At 72.6% G+C, this 14,913-nt stretch carries 16 protein-coding genes; 6 read left to right on the top strand and 10 right to left on the bottom strand.

The window, feature by feature from the left end; translation table 11 throughout:
• Positions 1–19: 19 nt before the first annotated feature.
• The 6 genes from ACLF6P_RS15835 to ACLF6P_RS15810 are packed head-to-tail and all read left to right on the top strand — an operon-like array spanning position 20 to position 6,147.
• Positions 20–1,252: an ADP-ribosylglycohydrolase family protein gene (locus ACLF6P_RS15835; protein WP_415950928.1), complete on the top strand. Its 1,233-nt coding sequence runs from the start codon at positions 20–22 to the stop codon at positions 1,250–1,252.
• A complete protein-coding gene (locus ACLF6P_RS15830) occupies positions 1,252–2,652 on the top strand; it encodes an ADP-ribosylglycohydrolase family protein (RefSeq protein WP_415950967.1) in 1,401 nt (466 codons plus the stop codon). The genes ACLF6P_RS15835 and ACLF6P_RS15830 overlap by 1 nt, the downstream gene beginning before the upstream one ends.
• Entirely contained in the window at positions 2,649–3,560 is a 912-nt protein-coding gene (rbsK, locus tag ACLF6P_RS15825; protein ID WP_415950927.1) for a ribokinase, read from the top strand. Before ACLF6P_RS15830 ends, rbsK begins: the two co-directional genes overlap by 4 nt.
• Before the next feature lie 10 nt (positions 3,561–3,570).
• Complete coding sequence (locus ACLF6P_RS15820) at positions 3,571–4,794, top strand: CaiB/BaiF CoA transferase family protein (protein WP_415950926.1); 1,224 nt, start codon at positions 3,571–3,573, stop codon at positions 4,792–4,794.
• On the top strand, positions 4,791–5,618 hold the full coding sequence (locus ACLF6P_RS15815; RefSeq protein WP_415950925.1) for an HpcH/HpaI aldolase/citrate lyase family protein: 828 nt from the start codon (positions 4,791–4,793) through the stop codon (positions 5,616–5,618). Before ACLF6P_RS15820 ends, ACLF6P_RS15815 begins: the two co-directional genes overlap by 4 nt.
• A 40-nt stretch (positions 5,619–5,658) precedes the next feature.
• Positions 5,659–6,147, top strand: coding sequence for a GNAT family N-acetyltransferase (locus ACLF6P_RS15810; RefSeq protein ID WP_415950924.1), 489 nt, complete (start codon positions 5,659–5,661; stop codon positions 6,145–6,147).
• A gap of 62 nt (positions 6,148–6,209) precedes the next feature.
• On the opposite strand, the gene lgt is transcribed toward ACLF6P_RS15810, so the two are convergent.
• The 10 genes from lgt to ACLF6P_RS15760 form a co-directional block, all read right to left on the bottom strand.
• Positions 6,210–7,223 (bottom strand): prolipoprotein diacylglyceryl transferase, encoded by a 1,014-nt coding sequence (lgt, locus tag ACLF6P_RS15805; RefSeq protein ID WP_415950923.1) that lies wholly within the window; start codon positions 7,221–7,223, stop codon positions 6,210–6,212.
• A gap of 136 nt (positions 7,224–7,359) precedes the next feature.
• On the bottom strand, positions 7,360–8,142 hold the full coding sequence (locus ACLF6P_RS15800) for a DsbA family protein (protein ID WP_415950922.1): 783 nt from the start codon (positions 8,140–8,142) through the stop codon (positions 7,360–7,362).
• A gap of 78 nt (positions 8,143–8,220) precedes the next feature.
• Positions 8,221–9,039 carry a tryptophan synthase subunit alpha gene (trpA, locus tag ACLF6P_RS15795; protein ID WP_415950921.1) on the bottom strand — a complete coding sequence of 273 codons (819 nt, stop codon included), beginning with the start codon at positions 9,037–9,039 and terminating at the stop codon, positions 8,221–8,223.
• Complete coding sequence (trpB, locus tag ACLF6P_RS15790; protein ID WP_415950920.1) at positions 9,036–10,340, bottom strand: tryptophan synthase subunit beta; 1,305 nt, start codon at positions 10,338–10,340, stop codon at positions 9,036–9,038. Before trpB ends, trpA begins: the two co-directional genes overlap by 4 nt.
• Positions 10,341–10,396: 56 nt before the next feature.
• The gene (gene trpM / locus ACLF6P_RS15785; RefSeq protein WP_415950919.1) at positions 10,397–10,552 is read right to left on the bottom strand and encodes a tryptophan biosynthesis modulator TrpM; all 156 of its coding nucleotides are present in this window, start codon (positions 10,550–10,552) and stop codon (positions 10,397–10,399) included.
• Positions 10,553–10,560: 8 nt separating this feature from the next.
• Entirely contained in the window at positions 10,561–11,370 is an 810-nt protein-coding gene (gene trpC, locus ACLF6P_RS15780; RefSeq protein WP_415950918.1) for an indole-3-glycerol phosphate synthase TrpC, read from the bottom strand.
• 162 nt (positions 11,371–11,532) lie between these two features.
• The gene (locus ACLF6P_RS15775) at positions 11,533–12,015 is read right to left on the bottom strand and encodes a DUF2752 domain-containing protein (protein ID WP_415950917.1); all 483 of its coding nucleotides are present in this window, start codon (positions 12,013–12,015) and stop codon (positions 11,533–11,535) included.
• A 215-nt stretch (positions 12,016–12,230) separates the two neighbouring features.
• Positions 12,231–12,452, bottom strand: coding sequence for an HGxxPAAW family protein (locus tag ACLF6P_RS15770; RefSeq protein ID WP_415950916.1), 222 nt, complete (start codon positions 12,450–12,452; stop codon positions 12,231–12,233).
• Between the two features lie 191 nt (positions 12,453–12,643).
• Entirely contained in the window at positions 12,644–13,294 is a 651-nt protein-coding gene (locus ACLF6P_RS15765) for a TIGR02234 family membrane protein (RefSeq protein ID WP_415950914.1), read from the bottom strand.
• A gap of 6 nt (positions 13,295–13,300) precedes the next feature.
• Entirely contained in the window at positions 13,301–14,863 is a 1,563-nt protein-coding gene (locus ACLF6P_RS15760; protein WP_415950912.1) for an anthranilate synthase component I, read from the bottom strand.
• Between the last annotated feature and the right edge of the window lie 50 nt (positions 14,864–14,913).

Genomic DNA, 14,913 nt, shown 5'->3' with positions numbered 1-14,913 from the left:
CCGGGTGGACAATTCACCCATGGCAGACACGGCAGACGCGAGCAGTGGTGCGGCGAGGCCGGGCGGACCCGACGCGGGCGGTGGTGCGGCACCCCAGGGCGGATCCGACGCGGGCGGTGCGTACCTGGACGACCGGATCCATCGCGCCCTGACCGGCGCGGCGGTCGGCGACGCGCTCGGCGGGCCGGTGGAGGGCTGGAGCCCGGAGCAGATCGCCGAGCGGCACGGCGGCCGGATCCACGGCATCGTCGGCCCCTGGTACGAGGACTGGCGGACCACGAGGCCGATTGCCCCGTACCACAAGGGCGACGGGCACGTCACCGACGACACCCTGATGACGCACGCGCTGATCAGGGTCTACGAGAAGGTACGCGACCACCTCGACGCGTACGCGGTGGCCGAGCACCTGGTGCCGGACCTGATCGGCACACCCCGCTGGATCCCCGAGCTGGAGGCGGAGGCGCTCCCCCTCCAGCGGGTCTTCCTCGCCGAGAAGTGGCTGGTCACCCGCCTCCACTACGGGCATGTGGACCCGCGCGAGGCGGGCTCGGGGAACATCGTCAACTGCGGTGCGGCGATGTACATGGCACCGGTCGGCCTGGTCAACGCCGGAAACCCGGCCGGGGCTTATGCGGAGGCCCTGGACATCGCGGGCGCGCACCAGTCCTCGTACGGGCGGGAGGCCGCGGGGGTCTTCGCGGCGGCGGTGGCGGCGGCGTGCGTGCCGGGTGCGAGCCCGACCTCGGTCGTGGACGCGTGCCTGTCCCTGGCGAAGGACGGGACGCGGGCAGCGATCGAGGCGGTGTGCTCGGTGGCCGCAGCGTACGACTCCTTCGAGCCCGCGCTCGGCCCGCTGCGGGAGGCCGTGGCACCCTTCGACACGGTCGGCCCGGACTACCGCGCCCCGTCGCTCGGCGCGCGGCGGCCCTCGCGGCTCCACTCCATCGAGGAGCTCCCCGTCGCGCTCGGCATGCTGCTCATCGGCGGCGGCGACTACCGCGATACGGTCCTCGGCTCGGTCAACTACGGCCGGGACTGCGATTCCATCGCCACGATGAGCGGGGCGATCGTGGGGGCGCTCGGGGCCGGGGCGCCGGGTGAGTGGGCGAAGACGGTGGCGGAGGCCAGCCGGCTGGACCTCGCGGCTCCGGCCGCCTCGCTCACGGCGGTGACGCGTGAGGTGTTCGCGCGCGATGTGGCCCGGCGCCGGGAGCACGAGGCCGTGTTCGCGTCCCTCCTGGACCCGCGATGATGCTGCGTCTCACGTGGGTCCAGCCGGAGGATCTGATCGGGCACGAGTTGCGGCAGCTCGCGCTCGAGGGATACGACGTGGCGTCGGCGCGGGCGCGATGGCTCGCGGCGGGGGGTCATCCGGCCCCCGAGCGGGCGGGGGCCTCCCCGGGTGCGGTGGATCCGGCGCTGCGGGGGCTGGCGCTGCGGCTGCTGGACGAGCTGTCCCCCGGTTGTGCGGAGCACCCCCGGGTGGGTGCGCCACACGTGGGCTTCGCCCCCTGGCCCCCCTCTGGGGCTTCGCCCCTTGCCCCCGATCGCGCTGAACGCGCTCGTCCTCAAACGTCGGACGGGCCGGAGGTGTCGGACGGGCTGAAGGACCGTCTCCACGCGGCCTGGCTCGGCAGAGCAGCCGGCTGCCTCCTGGGCAAACCGGTCGAGAAACTCCCCCTCGAAGGGATCCGGGCCCTCGCCCGAGCCGCCGGGAACTGGCCGATCCGGACCTGGTTCACGGAACGCGGTGTCCCGAAGGACGTACTCCACGCGTTCCCCTGGAACCGGAGGAGCGCCGCCAACAGCCTCGCCGAGAACATCTCCGGCATGCCCGAGGACGACGACCTCGACTACCCGCTCCTCAACCTCCTTCTCCTCCGGCGCCACGGAAAGGGCTTCACCACCACGGATGTGGCCCGGCTCTGGCTGGACGAGCTCCCCGCGGGCCGCACCTTCACCGCCGAGCGCGTCGCCTACCGCAATCTCCTCACCGGCATCGAGCCCCCGCACACCGCCCGTCACCACAACCCGTTCCGCGAGTGGATCGGCGCCCTGATCCGCGCGGACGTGCACGGCTGGACCAACCCGGGGCGGCCAAGGCGGGCGGCCGAGCAGGCCCGCCGGGACGCCGAGCTGAGCCACACGGGCAACGGCGTGCACGGCGCCGAGTTCATCGCGGCCACGCTCGCCGCCGCGGCCGCGGGCTCCGACGTCCACCGGGCGATCGAGACCGGCCTCACCGTCGTACCGCCGGACTCCCACCTGCACCGAGCGGTCACCCATGCCCGCCGACTCGCCGCGGACACGGCGGACTTCGACACCGTGGTCGACACCCTCCACCGCACCCACGCGGCCCACCACTGGGTCCATGTCATTCCCAACGCCGCGGCCGTCACCGCCGCCCTGACCCACGCGGACGGCGATTTCACGCTCTCCATCACCCGTGCCGTCTCGGCCGGCTGGGACACCGATTCGAACGGCGCCACCGCCGGTTCGGTCGCGGGCCTGATCGCCGGCCACCCGGACCGGATCCCCGCCCGCTGGACGGCCCCGCTCCGCAACCGCCTGTCCACGTCCGTCGCCGGTTTCGACGGCATCGGCTTCGACACCCTCGCCCAGCTCACCCTCCGGGAGGCCGAACGAGCATGAGTCCGCACCGACGACAGCACCGCATCGCCGTACTCGGCTCCACCAACATGGATCTCGTCGCCTACGTGGCGAAGGCCCCGGAGCGCGGGGAGACCGTCACCGGGCGGGAGTTCCGCACGGTCCCCGGCGGCAAGGGCGCCAACCAGGCGATCGCCGCGGCCCGGGCGGGCGGGGACGTCACGATGATCGGGGCGGTCGGCGCGGACGACTTCGGCGTACGGCTGCGCGGCGCGCTCGGCGAGTCCGGTGTGGACACCGGCTGCCTCCGTACGGTCGAGGGCGCGAGCGGCACCGCGCATATCGTCGTGGACGACGAGGGCGGCAACGCGATCGTGGTCGTCCCCGGCGCCAACGCCACGGTCACCGGCCTCGCCCCGGGCGACAAGGAGGCCGTCGAAGCCTCGGGAACGCTGCTGCTGCAGCTGGAGATCCCGCTCGACGGCGTACTGGCCGGTGCGCAGACCGCCCGCGCGGCCGGCGTACGGACGATCCTCACCCCGGCGCCCGCGCAGCCACTGCCGCCCCGGCTCCTGGCCGTCACCGACCTGCTGGTGCCCAACGAGCACGAGGCCGCGGCCCTCACCGGCCGCACCGATCCCCGCGAGGCGGCCGACGCGCTGCTCGGGCAGGTCCCCGAGTTGGTGATCACGCTCGGCGCGGCGGGCAGCCTGTACGCCGACCGCGCGGGCACCCGTCTGACCGTGCCCGCGCCGCGGGTGCGGGCCGTGGACACCACGGCGGCCGGTGACACCTTCGTGGGCGCGCTGGCTGTGGCGCTCGGCGAAGGCCGCGCGATGCCGGACGCGCTGGCCTGGGCGTCCGCCGCCGCGGCCCTGTCCGTCGGGCGTCCGGGCGCCTCGGCCTCGATGCCGGACCGCGCGGAGATCGACGCCGCCGTACGAACGTAGAAGGAACGCCATGGCCCCCGCACCCCCGACCCCGCCCCCCACCCCAGCCCCGCCCCCGCTCGCCGGTCTGCGCGTGCTGGACCTGGCGACCCTGTTCGCCGGGCCGCTCGCCGCCACGATGCTCGGTGACTTCGGCGCCGAAGTGATCAAGGTGGAGCATCCGCACCGGCCCGATCCCTCGCGTGGGCACGGCCCCGCGAAGGACGGCATCGGCCTGTGGTGGAAGCTGCTCGGCCGCGGCAAACGCACCATCACCCTCGATCTGTCGACGCAGGGCGGCCGCGAGACGCTCCTGAGGCTCGCCGAAACCGCCGATGTGATCGTCGAGAACTTCCGGCCGGGCACCCTGGAGCGCTGGGGCCTCGGCTACGAGGAGCTCAGCGCGGTGAACGAGCGGCTCGTCCTCGCCCGTGTCACGGGCTTCGGGCAATACGGGCCGTATGCGCACCGGCCCGGGTTCGGCACCCTCGCGGAGGCGATGAGCGGGTTCGCGGCGATCACCGGGGAGCCCGGAGGGCCGCCGACGCTGCCGCCGTTCGGGCTCGCGGACTCCATCGCGGCCCTCGCCACGGCGTACGCGGTGATGACGGCGCTGACCGCGCGGCAGCGCACGGGACGCGGGCAGGTCGTGGACATGGCGATCATCGAGCCGATCCTCACGGTCCTCGGCCCACAGCCCCTCTGGTACGACCAGTTGGGCCACGTCCAGCCGCGCACCGGCAACCGGTCCACGAACAACGCGCCGCGCAACACCTACCGTACGGCCGAGGGCACGTGGGTCGCCGTATCGACCTCGGCGCAGTCCGTCGCGGAACGCGTGATGCGCCTCGTCGGGCGCCCGGAGCTGATCGCCGAACCGTGGTTCGCGACGGGCGCGGGACGCGCCGCGCACGCCGACCTGCTCGACGAAGCGGTCGGCTCCTGGATCGCCGCCCGCGGCCGCGCCGAGGTCATCGCGGCCTTCGAGGAGGCCCAGGCGGCGATCGCGCCCGTCCAGGACGTACGGGATGTGATGACCGATCCGCAGTACGCGGCGCTCGACACCATCACCACGGTCGACGACCCGGACCTCGGCCCGCTCCGTATGCAGAACATCCTCTTCCGCCTCTCCGAGACCCCGGGCTCGATCCGCTGGGCGGGCCGTGCGCACGGCGCCGACACGGACGCGGTGCTCGGCGAACTCGGCCTCTCCGCGAGCGAGATCGACCGGCTCCGGACGGAGGGCGCCGTATGAGCAGCACCTCCTTTCCCCTCACCTGGCTGTACGTTCCCGGCGACCGGCCCGAGCGGGTCGCGAAGGCGCTGGCGGCGGGCGCGGACGTGGTGATCGTCGACCTGGAGGACGCGGTGGGGCCGGACCGCAAGTCCTATGCGCGTGCGGCGACGACGGAACTGCTCGCCGAACGGCATCCCGTACCGGTGCACGTCCGCGTCAACGCGCTCGACAGCCCGCTGTCCCGCCTCGACATCCAGGCCCTGTCCGGCCGACCCGGCCTGTCCGGGCTGCGCCTGCCCAAGGTGACCGACCCCGCGCAGATCACCGAGGTGGCCGAGCTCGCCGACGCTCCCTCGCTCCACGCCCTGCTCGAATCGGCCCTGGGCATCGAACAGGCCTACCCGATCGCCACCGCGCACCCCTGTCTGCGCGGGCTCTCCCTCGGCGAATCCGATCTCAGGGCGGACCTGGCGGTACCCGGCGACGAGGGGCTCGACTGGGCCCGCTCCCGGGTGATCTGCGCGGCCCGAGCCGCACAGCTGCCGCCACCGGCCCAGTCGGTCCACACCGACCTGCACGACCTGGACGGCCTCGCGGCCTCCTGCGCCCGCGGCCGCGCACTCGGTTTCCTGGGGCGCGCAGCCATCCACCCCCGCCAGCTCCCGGTCATCGAGGCGGCCTACCTCCCCACCCCGGAGGAGATCACCGCGGCCCACGAGATCGTGCAGGCGGCCCGGACCCACGAGGGCGCGCTTGCCCTCCCGGACGGCCGCTTCGTGGACGCGGCGGTGGTGGCCACGGCGCAACGCACCCTGTCCCTCTCCCACCGCACCCTCACGTAATCCGCTGGCGGCGCCCCTCCCCCATCCGTACGCTGCGGCGGTGATCTACGAGAACCTGCACGACTCCACCGGCCGTACCGTCACCCTGCACGAGGTGACGCCCGAGAACTGGCGCGGCGTCGCCGACATCGCGCCACAGGACTCCCAGCGCGAGTACGTACCGGCCCTCGCGGCCCGGTACCTCCTGCTCTCGCAGCTGGAGGACACCTGGAACTCGCTCGCGATCCACGCGGACGACACCGTGGTCGGCCATGTGATGTGGGCCCGCGACGAGGACGGCTCGCACTGGATCGGCGGCCTGGTGATCGACGCCGCCGAACAGGGCAAGGGCCTGGCCCGCGCGACGATGCGAACGCTCCTCCCGTGGCTCGCCGCCCTCCCCGGCCACTACGCGACCCGCCTGTCCTATGCCCCCACGAACACCACCGCCGCCCACCTCTACGACTCCCTGGGCTTCGAGCCCACGGGCGTGGAGGAGGACGGCGAAGTGGTGGTGTCCTACAGCGCCTCCGGCCCGTCCGGCCTTTGAGGACGAGCGCGTTCAGCGAGACAGAGGGCAGGAGACAGAGGGCAGGGGGCCGGCGCAGAAATTCAGCTCTTCGCCGAGCCGGCCTCATCCTTCGCGTCGGAGGCGGCCTCGTCCGAGCCGGCGCCCGACTCCTCATCGCCCTTCGAGAGCGCCACCTTGCCGGGCTCCGAGTCCGCCCCGGACTCCTGGTCCGCCCCGGAGCCGGACTCGGAGCCCGAGCCCGGCTCGGAGTCCTCCCCGGAGGACTCACCAAGCTCCGGCTCCACCACTTCCTCCCGCCCGGGCCGCAGCCGAGCCGAAACCACCATGTACACCACGGCGAGGACGAAGACGACGATCGACGTCCACACGTTGAACCGCAGCCCGAACACATCGTTCAGCTGGACGTTGTCCACCCGCATGTACTCGATCCAGCCGCGCCCGACACAGTAGGCGGCGACGTACAGCGCGAAGGCCCGCCCGTGCCCGAGCCTGAAGCGGCGGTCCGCCCAGATCACGAGCAGTGCGACGCCGACGCACCACAGCGACTCGTAGAGGAACGTCGGGTGGTACTCACCCGGCACCCGCCCGCCGTCGGAGCGGGTGATCTCGAGCGCCCACGGCAGATCCGTGGCCCGCCCGTACAGCTCCTGGTTGAACCAGTTGCCCCAGCGCCCGATCGCCTGGGCGAGGGCGATGCCGGGGGCGAGCGCGTCCGCCCAGGCGGGCAGCGGGATGCCACGGCGCCGGCAGCCGATCCACGCGCCGAGCGCGCCGAGGGCGATCGCGCCCCAGATGCCGAGGCCGCCCTCCCAGATCTTGAACGCGTCCACCCAGTTGCGGCCCTCACCGAAGTAGAGGTCGTTATCGGTGATCACGTGGTAGAGGCGGCCGCCGACGAGGCCGAAGGGCACGGCCCACACGGCGATGTCCGCCACCGTGCCGTGCTTGCCGCCGCGCGCGACCCAGCGCTTGCCGCCGAGCCATACGGCGACGAAGACACCGATGATGATGGCGAAGGCATAGCCGCGCAGAGGGAGGCCGAAGAGGTCGATTTCGCCCTTCGACGGGCTGGGGATCGATGCAAGGATTTCCATGGCGTTCCCGACGCTACCCTGCCGGGTCCCTCGCGCGGCAATCAGCCCGGTCTAACGGCCTGATAACAAGGGCCCGCCCCACCGGGGCGGGCACCACGCCACCCGGCCGGAGCGAGACCGTTTCGCCGGGACGGTGCTATTTCGCCGCTTCCTCCACCTTCTTCTTCAGCTTCTGCGGCGTCAGCGGATTGTTCTGGTCCGCGTAGATGTTCTTGCCGTCGAGCAGCACCGTCGGCGTCCCTCTGAACCCGCCGGCGCGGAATGCCTCGTTGGACTTCTCCGCCCAGCTCATGTGCGTCCCGTCGGCGACGCACTGCCGGAACTCCTCGGTATCGAGGCCGTCGACCTTCTTGGCCAGGTCGAGCAGTGTGGAGTCCTCGCCGAAGGCATCGTCGGTCTCCTCCGGCTGGTTGCGGTAGAGCACGTCGTGGTACGGCGTGAACTTGCCGGCGTCCTGGGCGCAGGCCGCCGCGTTCGCCGCGTTCACCGAGCCGGAGCCGCGCATGTTCCCGTCGATGATCGTGGCCAGCCGGTATTCGACCTTGAGCAGGCCCTTCTCGGTGAGCTCGTGGATCGTGGGGCTGTACTGCTCCTCGAAGGAGGCGCAGGCCGGGCAGCGGAAATCCTCCCAGATGGTGAGCGTGGACTCGGCGCTCTCCTCGCCGACGGGGATCGTCAGGCTGTCCTCGCCCGTCGCCCCGGCGGGCGGGACCACGGGCCCGGCGGAGTCCTTCTTCTCTCCGCCGCTGTCCGTGTTCGCCGCGATCACTCCGGCGATCGCGGCCAGGCCGAGGACGCCTACCACGGCCGCGGTCACGATCAGGGCACGACGGCGCTTGTCGCGGGACTTCTGCCGGGCCCGCTCCTGTGCCAGCCGTTCGCGGGCGGCACGCTTTCCTTCAGGGTTGTTCTGGCTCACAACCCGCAAACGAACCGGGGAGGCACGAGCGTGCCTCCCCGGTGTCAGGTCCACCCGTTCGAGTGAGTACCCGCGCGCTCAGCCCCGCCGCGCGCGTACCCCCTGTGCCAGCTCACCGGCGAGCGCGCGCACGGCCTCGGCTCCCGCGGCCTCGTCCGGGGCGTCGAGCATCCGCTTGACGAAGGCCGAGCCGACGATGACCCCGTCCGCGAACCGGGCGACCTCCTCGGCCTGCTCGGCGTTCGACACGCCGAGGCCGACGCAGACCGGCAGCTCGGTCGTCGCCTTCGTACGGCGTACGAGGTCCTCGGCCGCCTCGCCCACGGACTCGCGGGTGCCGGTCACGCCCATCAGGGAGGCCGCGTAGACGAAGCCGGAGCCCGCCGCGGTGATCTCCTTCAGACGGGCGTCCTTGCTGCTGGGCGCGACCACGAAGACCGTGGCGAGGTCGTGCTTGGCGGCGTGTTCGCGCCACAGCGCGGACTCCTGGACCGGCAGATCGGGCAGGATGCAGCCCGCGCCGCCCGCCTCGGCGAGCTCGGAGGTGAAGCGCTCGACACCGTAGCGGTCGATCGGGTTCCAGTACGTCATGACGAGGACCGGTCTGCCGGTCGCCTCGTGTGCCTCGCGGACGGTGCGCAGCACGTCGGCGATCTTGAGGCCGTTCTTCAGGGCGATGTCGTCGGCGGTCTGGATGACCGGGCCGTCGAGCACCGGGTCGCTGTAGGGCAGCCCGACCTCGACGATGTCCGCGCCGCCGTCGAAGGCCGCCTTGACGGCCGCGATCCCCCCGTCCACGGAGGGGAAACCGGCCGGCAGATAGGCGATCAGCGCCGAGCGGTCCTCCGCGCGGGCCGCGGCGAGGGTGCTGCTCAGAAGTTCGATGTTCCCGCTCATGCCGTCTCCCCCGCCTTGTCGTCCCCGGCTTGCTCGTCGTAGTACCCGAAGTAGCGGGCCGCCGTGTCCATGTCCTTGTCGCCGCGCCCGGAGAGGTTGACGACCATCAGGCCGTCCTCGCCGAGCTCCCGGCCGGTCCTGAGCGCACCCGCGAGCGCGTGCGCGCTCTCGATGGCCGGGATGATGCCCTCGGTCTGCGAGAGCAGCCGCAGCGCCTGCATCGCCTCGTCGTCGGTGACGGGGACGTACTCGGCGCGCCCGCTGTCCTTGAGGTACGCGTGCTCCGCGCCGATACCCGGGTAGTCGAGCCCGGCCGAGATCGAGTACGGCTCGATGATCTGGCCTTCCTCGTCCTGGATGACGTACGAGCGGGAGCCGTGCAGGATGCCCGGCTCGCCCGCGGTCAGGGTGGCCGCGTGCTCGCCGCTGTCGACTCCGTGCCCGCCGGCCTCGCAGCCGATCAGGCGTACGTCGGTGTCGTCGAGGAAGGCGTGGAAGAGGCCGATCGCGTTGGAGCCGCCGCCGACGCAGGCGACGGCCGCGTCCGGGAGGCGTCCGGCGCGCTCCAGGATCTGGCGGCGGGCCTCCACGCCGATGATGCGCTGGAAGTCGCGGACCATCGCGGGGAAGGGGTGCGGTCCGGCGGCCGTGCCGAAGAGGTAGTGGGTGTCCTCGACATTGGCGACCCAGGCGCGGAAGGCCTCGTTCACCGCGTCCTTGAGCGTGCGCGAGCCGGACTTCACGGCGATGACCTCGGCGCCGAGCATCCGCATGCGGGCCACGTTGAGCGCCTGGCGCTGCGTGTCGATCTCGCCCATGTAGATGGTGCATTCGAGGCCGAAGAGCGCGCAGGCGGTGGCGGTCGCGACGCCGTGCTGGCCCGCCCCGGTCTCGGCGATCACCTTGGGCTTGCCCATGCGCTTGGTGAGCAGCGCCTGGCCGAGCACGTTGTTGATCTTGTGCGAGCCGGTGTGGTTGAGGTCCTCGCGCTTGAGGAACACCCGGCCGCCGCCCGCGTGGGAGGCGAAGCGGGGCACCTCGGTGAGGGCGCTGGGGCGGCCGGTGTAGTTGGCGAGCAGTTCGCTGAGCTCGCGGGCGAACTCCGGGTCCTGCTTGGCCTTCTCGAACTCGACGGCCACCTCGTCCACGGCGGCTACGAGTGCCTCGGGGATGAACTTGCCGCCGAACCTCCCGAAGTAGCCCTCGGGGGTGGGGGTGTGGCCGGCTGGTTCCGGCACGAAGAAATCGCCGGTCGAGCCGGCTGCGCCGGTCGTGCTGGTTGTACTGCTTTCGCTGGGCATGACGGGATGCTCCTCCGTCGGGACGCACCGGTCCCGTGGGTCGGACGTTGCTCAGGTCAGGGGGCGGAGATCCGCCCGTGCCATCGCATCCCGTTGATCTGCCCGGGCTCCGCCCCGATCACGTACCGCACCCGCCGCCCGTGCACCCTGCGCGCGGGCGCCCGGCAGCCGCGGGGGCGGCAGCCGGGTGCGAGGCGACGGGCAATGGGCATCGGAAAGCTCAGCCCCGTCCGTGGCGCAGGGCCGGGTGGGCGCCGGCGGCGACCAGGTCGACGACGGCGGCGCGCGGGTCCTTGCCGGTGACCAGGGACTCGCCGACGAGCACGGCGTCGGCGCCCTGGTTGGCGTAGGCGATCAGGTCGTGCGGGCCGCGGACGCCGGACTCGGCGACCGTGACGATGTGGGCGGGGATCTCGGGCGCGACCCGCTCGAACGTGCCGCGGTCGACCTTGAGGGTCTTCAGGTCCCGCGCGTTCACGCCGATGACCTTCGCGCCCGCCTCGACCGCGCGCTCCACCTCGTCCTCGTCGTGCACCTCGACGAGCGGGGTGAGCCCGATGGACTCGGCCCGCTCGATCAGCGAGACGAGGGCCTCCTGGTCGAGGGCGGCGACGATCAGGAGCACCAGGTCGGCGCCGTACGCACGGGCCTCCCAGAGCTGGTACGCGGTGACGATGAAGTCCTTGCGCAGGACCGGGATGTCCACCTTGGCGCGCACGGCCTCCAGGTCCGCGAGCGAGCCGCCGAAGCGGCGCTGCTCGGTGAGGACGGAGATGACGGCGGCGCCGCCCGCCTCATAGTCGGCGGCGAGCCCGGCCGGGTCGGCGATCGCGGCGAGCGCGCCCTTCGAGGGGCTGGAGCGCTTCACTTCGCAGATCACCTTGACGCTGTCGCCGCGCAGGGCCGCGACCCCGTCCTTGGCCTGAGGGGCCTTCGCCGCACGCTCCTTGAGCTCGTCGAGGCTGACGCGCGCCTGCCGTTCGGCGAGGTCCTCGCGGACGCCTTCGATGATCTCGTCGAGCACACTCACGCGGGTGGTCCCCTTCCATGGTCCTGACCGAAACCCCTCGGCCCGTTCTCGCCGTACCGAGGGTCACTGCGATGGTATCCGCCACGGGGCGAAGGCCCCGCATCCGGTTGACGCCGGTCCCACTACCTGGACATTTCTGCCCGTCCGGACGAGTGGACGCCCTCACGGATGCAGGAACGAACCGAACGGCAGGTTCCGTACGACCGTGAACACGGCGAGCGCGGCGCCGAACGCCCACGCGTACGACGAGCGGACCGTGAACTCCATGGGCCCGCCGCGCCAGGCACGCCCCAACCACGCGATCCAGACGATGGCGACGATCACGAAGCCCACGACCGCCATCAGGTTCGCGCCGAGCGCGGCCGGTACATCGCCGTGCACAAGGGCGTGGACGCAGCGCAGTCCGCCGCAGCCCGGACAGTACAGGCCGGTGTAGTGCAGGAGCGGGCAGGCCGGATAGTGGCCGGGCTCGTTCGGGTCGACCGTGCCGACGTATGCGACGGCCGCGGCGGTGGCGCCCAGGGCACCCAGCGGCAGGAGCAGCCGGCGGGTGCGCGAGGCGACGCGGGGCGCGGGGCGCTGCGGGGCCCAGCCGGGCGGGGCGGGCGGCGGCGCGGGCGGCGGCGCGGTGCGTTCTGCGGTCACCCCCGCATTCTGCACCGGCGCGGCGATCGGCGCCTGGTCGGCGGGAGTGAGTGTACGTGCGATGTCCGAGCCGCCGACGTCTGTGCACGGTCCGACGTCTGCGTACGAGCGGTGGATACGCCGGTGGGCGGTGGATGCGCTGGTGGGCGGTGGATACGCCGGTGGGGCGTGACCCGGCTGTCAGGTCACGCCCCACCGCGTACGGAGAGAGCGGCTCAGCTGCTCTCTCCGACCAGGATCTGGCGCTTGGGCTTCTGGCCCATCCCCGCGGCGCGCATGGCACCACCGACGACCCCACCCACGGCGATGACGATCACACCGGCCCAGAAGCCGACCTGGCTGCCGGCCACCATGAAGACAGCGGCGACGCAGAAGCCGATGAACGCGATGATCGACCCGGTCCAGGCAGCCGGGGTGTGTCCGTGGTCATGGGCCATGACGTGCTCCTTGTTTCTCGCCCCTGGGGGTACCCCCTGCTCGGAGAGCTCGGGGTCGGTCCGGAATTCTCGAACGCTCGGCTCCATTGTCGCGCATGGCGGGGCGTGCGCTGCGCGCGGGCCCGGGGTCGGGCTCCTGCCAGGGTAAGCGCCGTACCTAGGGCCGCCGGCCGGTCGGGGCCTCGCTGCGGTCAGTCGGTCGGGTCCTCGCCGCGGTCGAGGGCCTTCCACAGGTCCTCGGGGCGGTCCGGGTCGGCCTTCTGCCTGCGGGCCCGCGGGCCCGCACCGCGCTCGTAGCGGCCGCCCATGGAGGGCCAGCGGGAGCCGAAGCGCAGGGCGAGGAGCCCGGCGAGCAGCAGCAGCGCCCCGCTCGCCGAGGCGACATACGGCCAGGCACTGTACGTGGCCTCGGTGATCCGTGCACTCATGTCACCGCTCACCGAGGCGGCCTTCTCGTCCAGCGCCGCGGTGTCCCGGGCCCCGAGCAGTCCGGCCGCCACGATGCCCGAGCCGCTCAGAGCAAGCAGCAGCGAGACGAGGACGCGGCCTGAGCGGCGGACGGCGAAGACGGCGACGAGGGCGGCGAGCCCCACGATCGCGAGGGCCGCCGGCACGCCGGTCACATCGCTGCCGGTGGCGGTCTGGTGCAGCGCGCCTCCGGCCGTCTGCGCCTCGCCCTCGGCCCACACCTGCCGGGAGGCGAGCAGGGCGAGCGTGGCTCCGAGCGCGCCGAGCAGCAGGGCGGCGGCCAGGCTGCGGCGGCCACCGGACGTCCTTGCTTCAGCGTCCGGGGCGGTTTCCTGGGAGGTACGGGCCTTCGGTACTGCGGTCACGCCCTCCACTATCCCTCACCGGCCGTCGTCGCGGTTCAGCCGGTTGGCGGTGTGCACGGCGCGCAGCACCGCCGCCGCCTTGTTGCGGCATTCCGTGTCCTCGGCCACCGGGTCCGAGTCGGCGACGACACCGGCTCCGGCCTGCACGTATGCCACGCCGTCGCGGATGAGGGCGGTACGGATGGCGATGGCGGTGTCCGAATCGCCGGCGAAGTCGAGATATCCGACACAGCCGCCGTACAGACCGCGCCGGGCCGGTTCGAGCTCGTCGATGATCTGCATCGCGCGCGGCTTCGGGGCGCCGGAGAGAGTGCCGGCGGGGAAGCAGGCGGTGAGCACGTCGAAGGCGCTGCGGCCTTCGGCGACCTGCCCGGTGACGGTCGAGACGATGTGCATGACGTGCGAATAGCGCTCGACGGACATGAAGTCGACGACCTCGACGCTCCCGGGGGCGCAGACCCGGCCCAGGTCGTTGCGGCCCAGGTCGACCAGCATGAGGTGCTCGGCGCGTTCCTTGGCGTCGGCGAGCAGTTCCTCGGCGAGCGCCTGGTCCTCCTGCGGGGTGGCGCCGCGGGGCCGCGTACCGGCGATGGGGTGCACCATGGCGCGGCCGTCCTCGACCTTGACGAGCGCCTCGGGCGAGGAGCCGACGACGTCGAAGCCCGCCGTCCCGCCTCCCTCGCCTCCTTCTCCTCCCTCGCCTCCGGTCGCGTCCGCACCGGCGAAGCGGAACAGATACATGTACGGGGAGGGGTTGGTGGCCCGCAGCACCCGGTAGACGTCGAGTGCGCTTGCCGTGCAGCCCGTCTGGAAGCGCTGCGAGGGCACGACCTGGAAGGCCTCGCCCGCGCGGATCCGCTCCTTGATGTCCTCGACGGCCTCCTGGTACTGCTCGCCGCCCCACAACGGCGCCTCGAAATCGGGCAGTTCGGAGGGCGGGAGCACGGCGGGCGGCTGGGCGAGCGGCCGGGACAGGTCGGCCTCCATCGCGTCGAGGCGGGCGACGGCGTCCGCGTAGGCCTCGTCGACGCCCGTGTCGAGGTCGTTGTGGTTGATGGCGTTGGCGATCAGGACGACACTGCCGTCCCAGTGATCGAGGACCGCGAGATCGCTCGTGAGCATCATCGTCAGCTCGGGCAGCTTCAGATCGTCCCGCTCACCGGGGCCGATCTTCTCCAGGCGGCGCACGATGTCGTAGCCGAGATAGCCGACCATGCCGCCGGACAGATGCGGCAGGCCTTCGGCCTGTGCCACGTCGCTGGGTGTGTGCAGCGCCTCGACGGTGGCGCGCAGCGCGGCCAGCGGGTCGCCGTCCACGGGCACGCCGACCGGCGGGGTGCCCAGCCAGTGCGCGCGACCGTTCCGCTCGGTGAGCGTGGCGGCGCTGCGGACGCCGACGAAGGAGTACCGCGACCAGGAGCGGCCGTTCTCCGCGGATTCCAGGAGGAAGGTGCCGGGGCGTTCGGCGGCGAGCTTGCGGTAGAGGCCGACGGGGGTGTCGCCGTCCGCGAGGAGACGGCGGCTGACGGGGATCACCCGGCGGTCGGTGGCGAGCTTGCGGAACGTCTCGAGGTCCATGTGCGGTGACCTTAGTCAGTCGGCTGTGCGTGGGATCGGCTGTGCGTGGG

The organism is Streptomyces lothianensis (assembly GCF_047779955.1).
Lineage (GTDB): Bacteria > Actinomycetota > Actinomycetes > Streptomycetales > Streptomycetaceae > Streptomyces.
The sequence above is the reverse complement of the archived record's forward strand: the minus strand, read 5'-3'. Positions and strand labels throughout refer to the sequence as shown.

Coding starts and splice junctions, on each gene's coding strand:
- ACLF6P_RS15835 (WP_415950928.1), top strand. CDS start 20: ATGGCAGACACGGCAGACGCGAGCAGTGGTGCGGCGAGGCCGGGCGGA.
- ACLF6P_RS15830 (WP_415950967.1), top strand. CDS start 1,252: ATGCTGCGTCTCACGTGGGTCCAGCCGGAGGATCTGATCGGGCACGAG.
- rbsK (WP_415950927.1), top strand. CDS start 2,649: ATGAGTCCGCACCGACGACAGCACCGCATCGCCGTACTCGGCTCCACC.
- ACLF6P_RS15820 (WP_415950926.1), top strand. CDS start 3,571: ATGGCCCCCGCACCCCCGACCCCGCCCCCCACCCCAGCCCCGCCCCCG.
- ACLF6P_RS15815 (WP_415950925.1), top strand. CDS start 4,791: ATGAGCAGCACCTCCTTTCCCCTCACCTGGCTGTACGTTCCCGGCGAC.
- lgt (WP_415950923.1), bottom strand. CDS start 7,223: ATGGAAATCCTTGCATCGATCCCCAGCCCGTCGAAGGGCGAAATCGAC.
- trpA (WP_415950921.1), bottom strand. CDS start 9,039: ATGAGCGGGAACATCGAACTTCTGAGCAGCACCCTCGCCGCGGCCCGC.
- trpB (WP_415950920.1), bottom strand. CDS start 10,340: ATGCCCAGCGAAAGCAGTACAACCAGCACGACCGGCGCAGCCGGCTCG.
- trpM (WP_415950919.1), bottom strand. CDS start 10,552: ATGCCCATTGCCCGTCGCCTCGCACCCGGCTGCCGCCCCCGCGGCTGC.
- ACLF6P_RS15770 (WP_415950916.1), bottom strand. CDS start 12,452: ATGGCCCATGACCACGGACACACCCCGGCTGCCTGGACCGGGTCGATC.
- ACLF6P_RS15760 (WP_415950912.1), bottom strand. CDS start 14,863: ATGGACCTCGAGACGTTCCGCAAGCTCGCCACCGACCGCCGGGTGATC.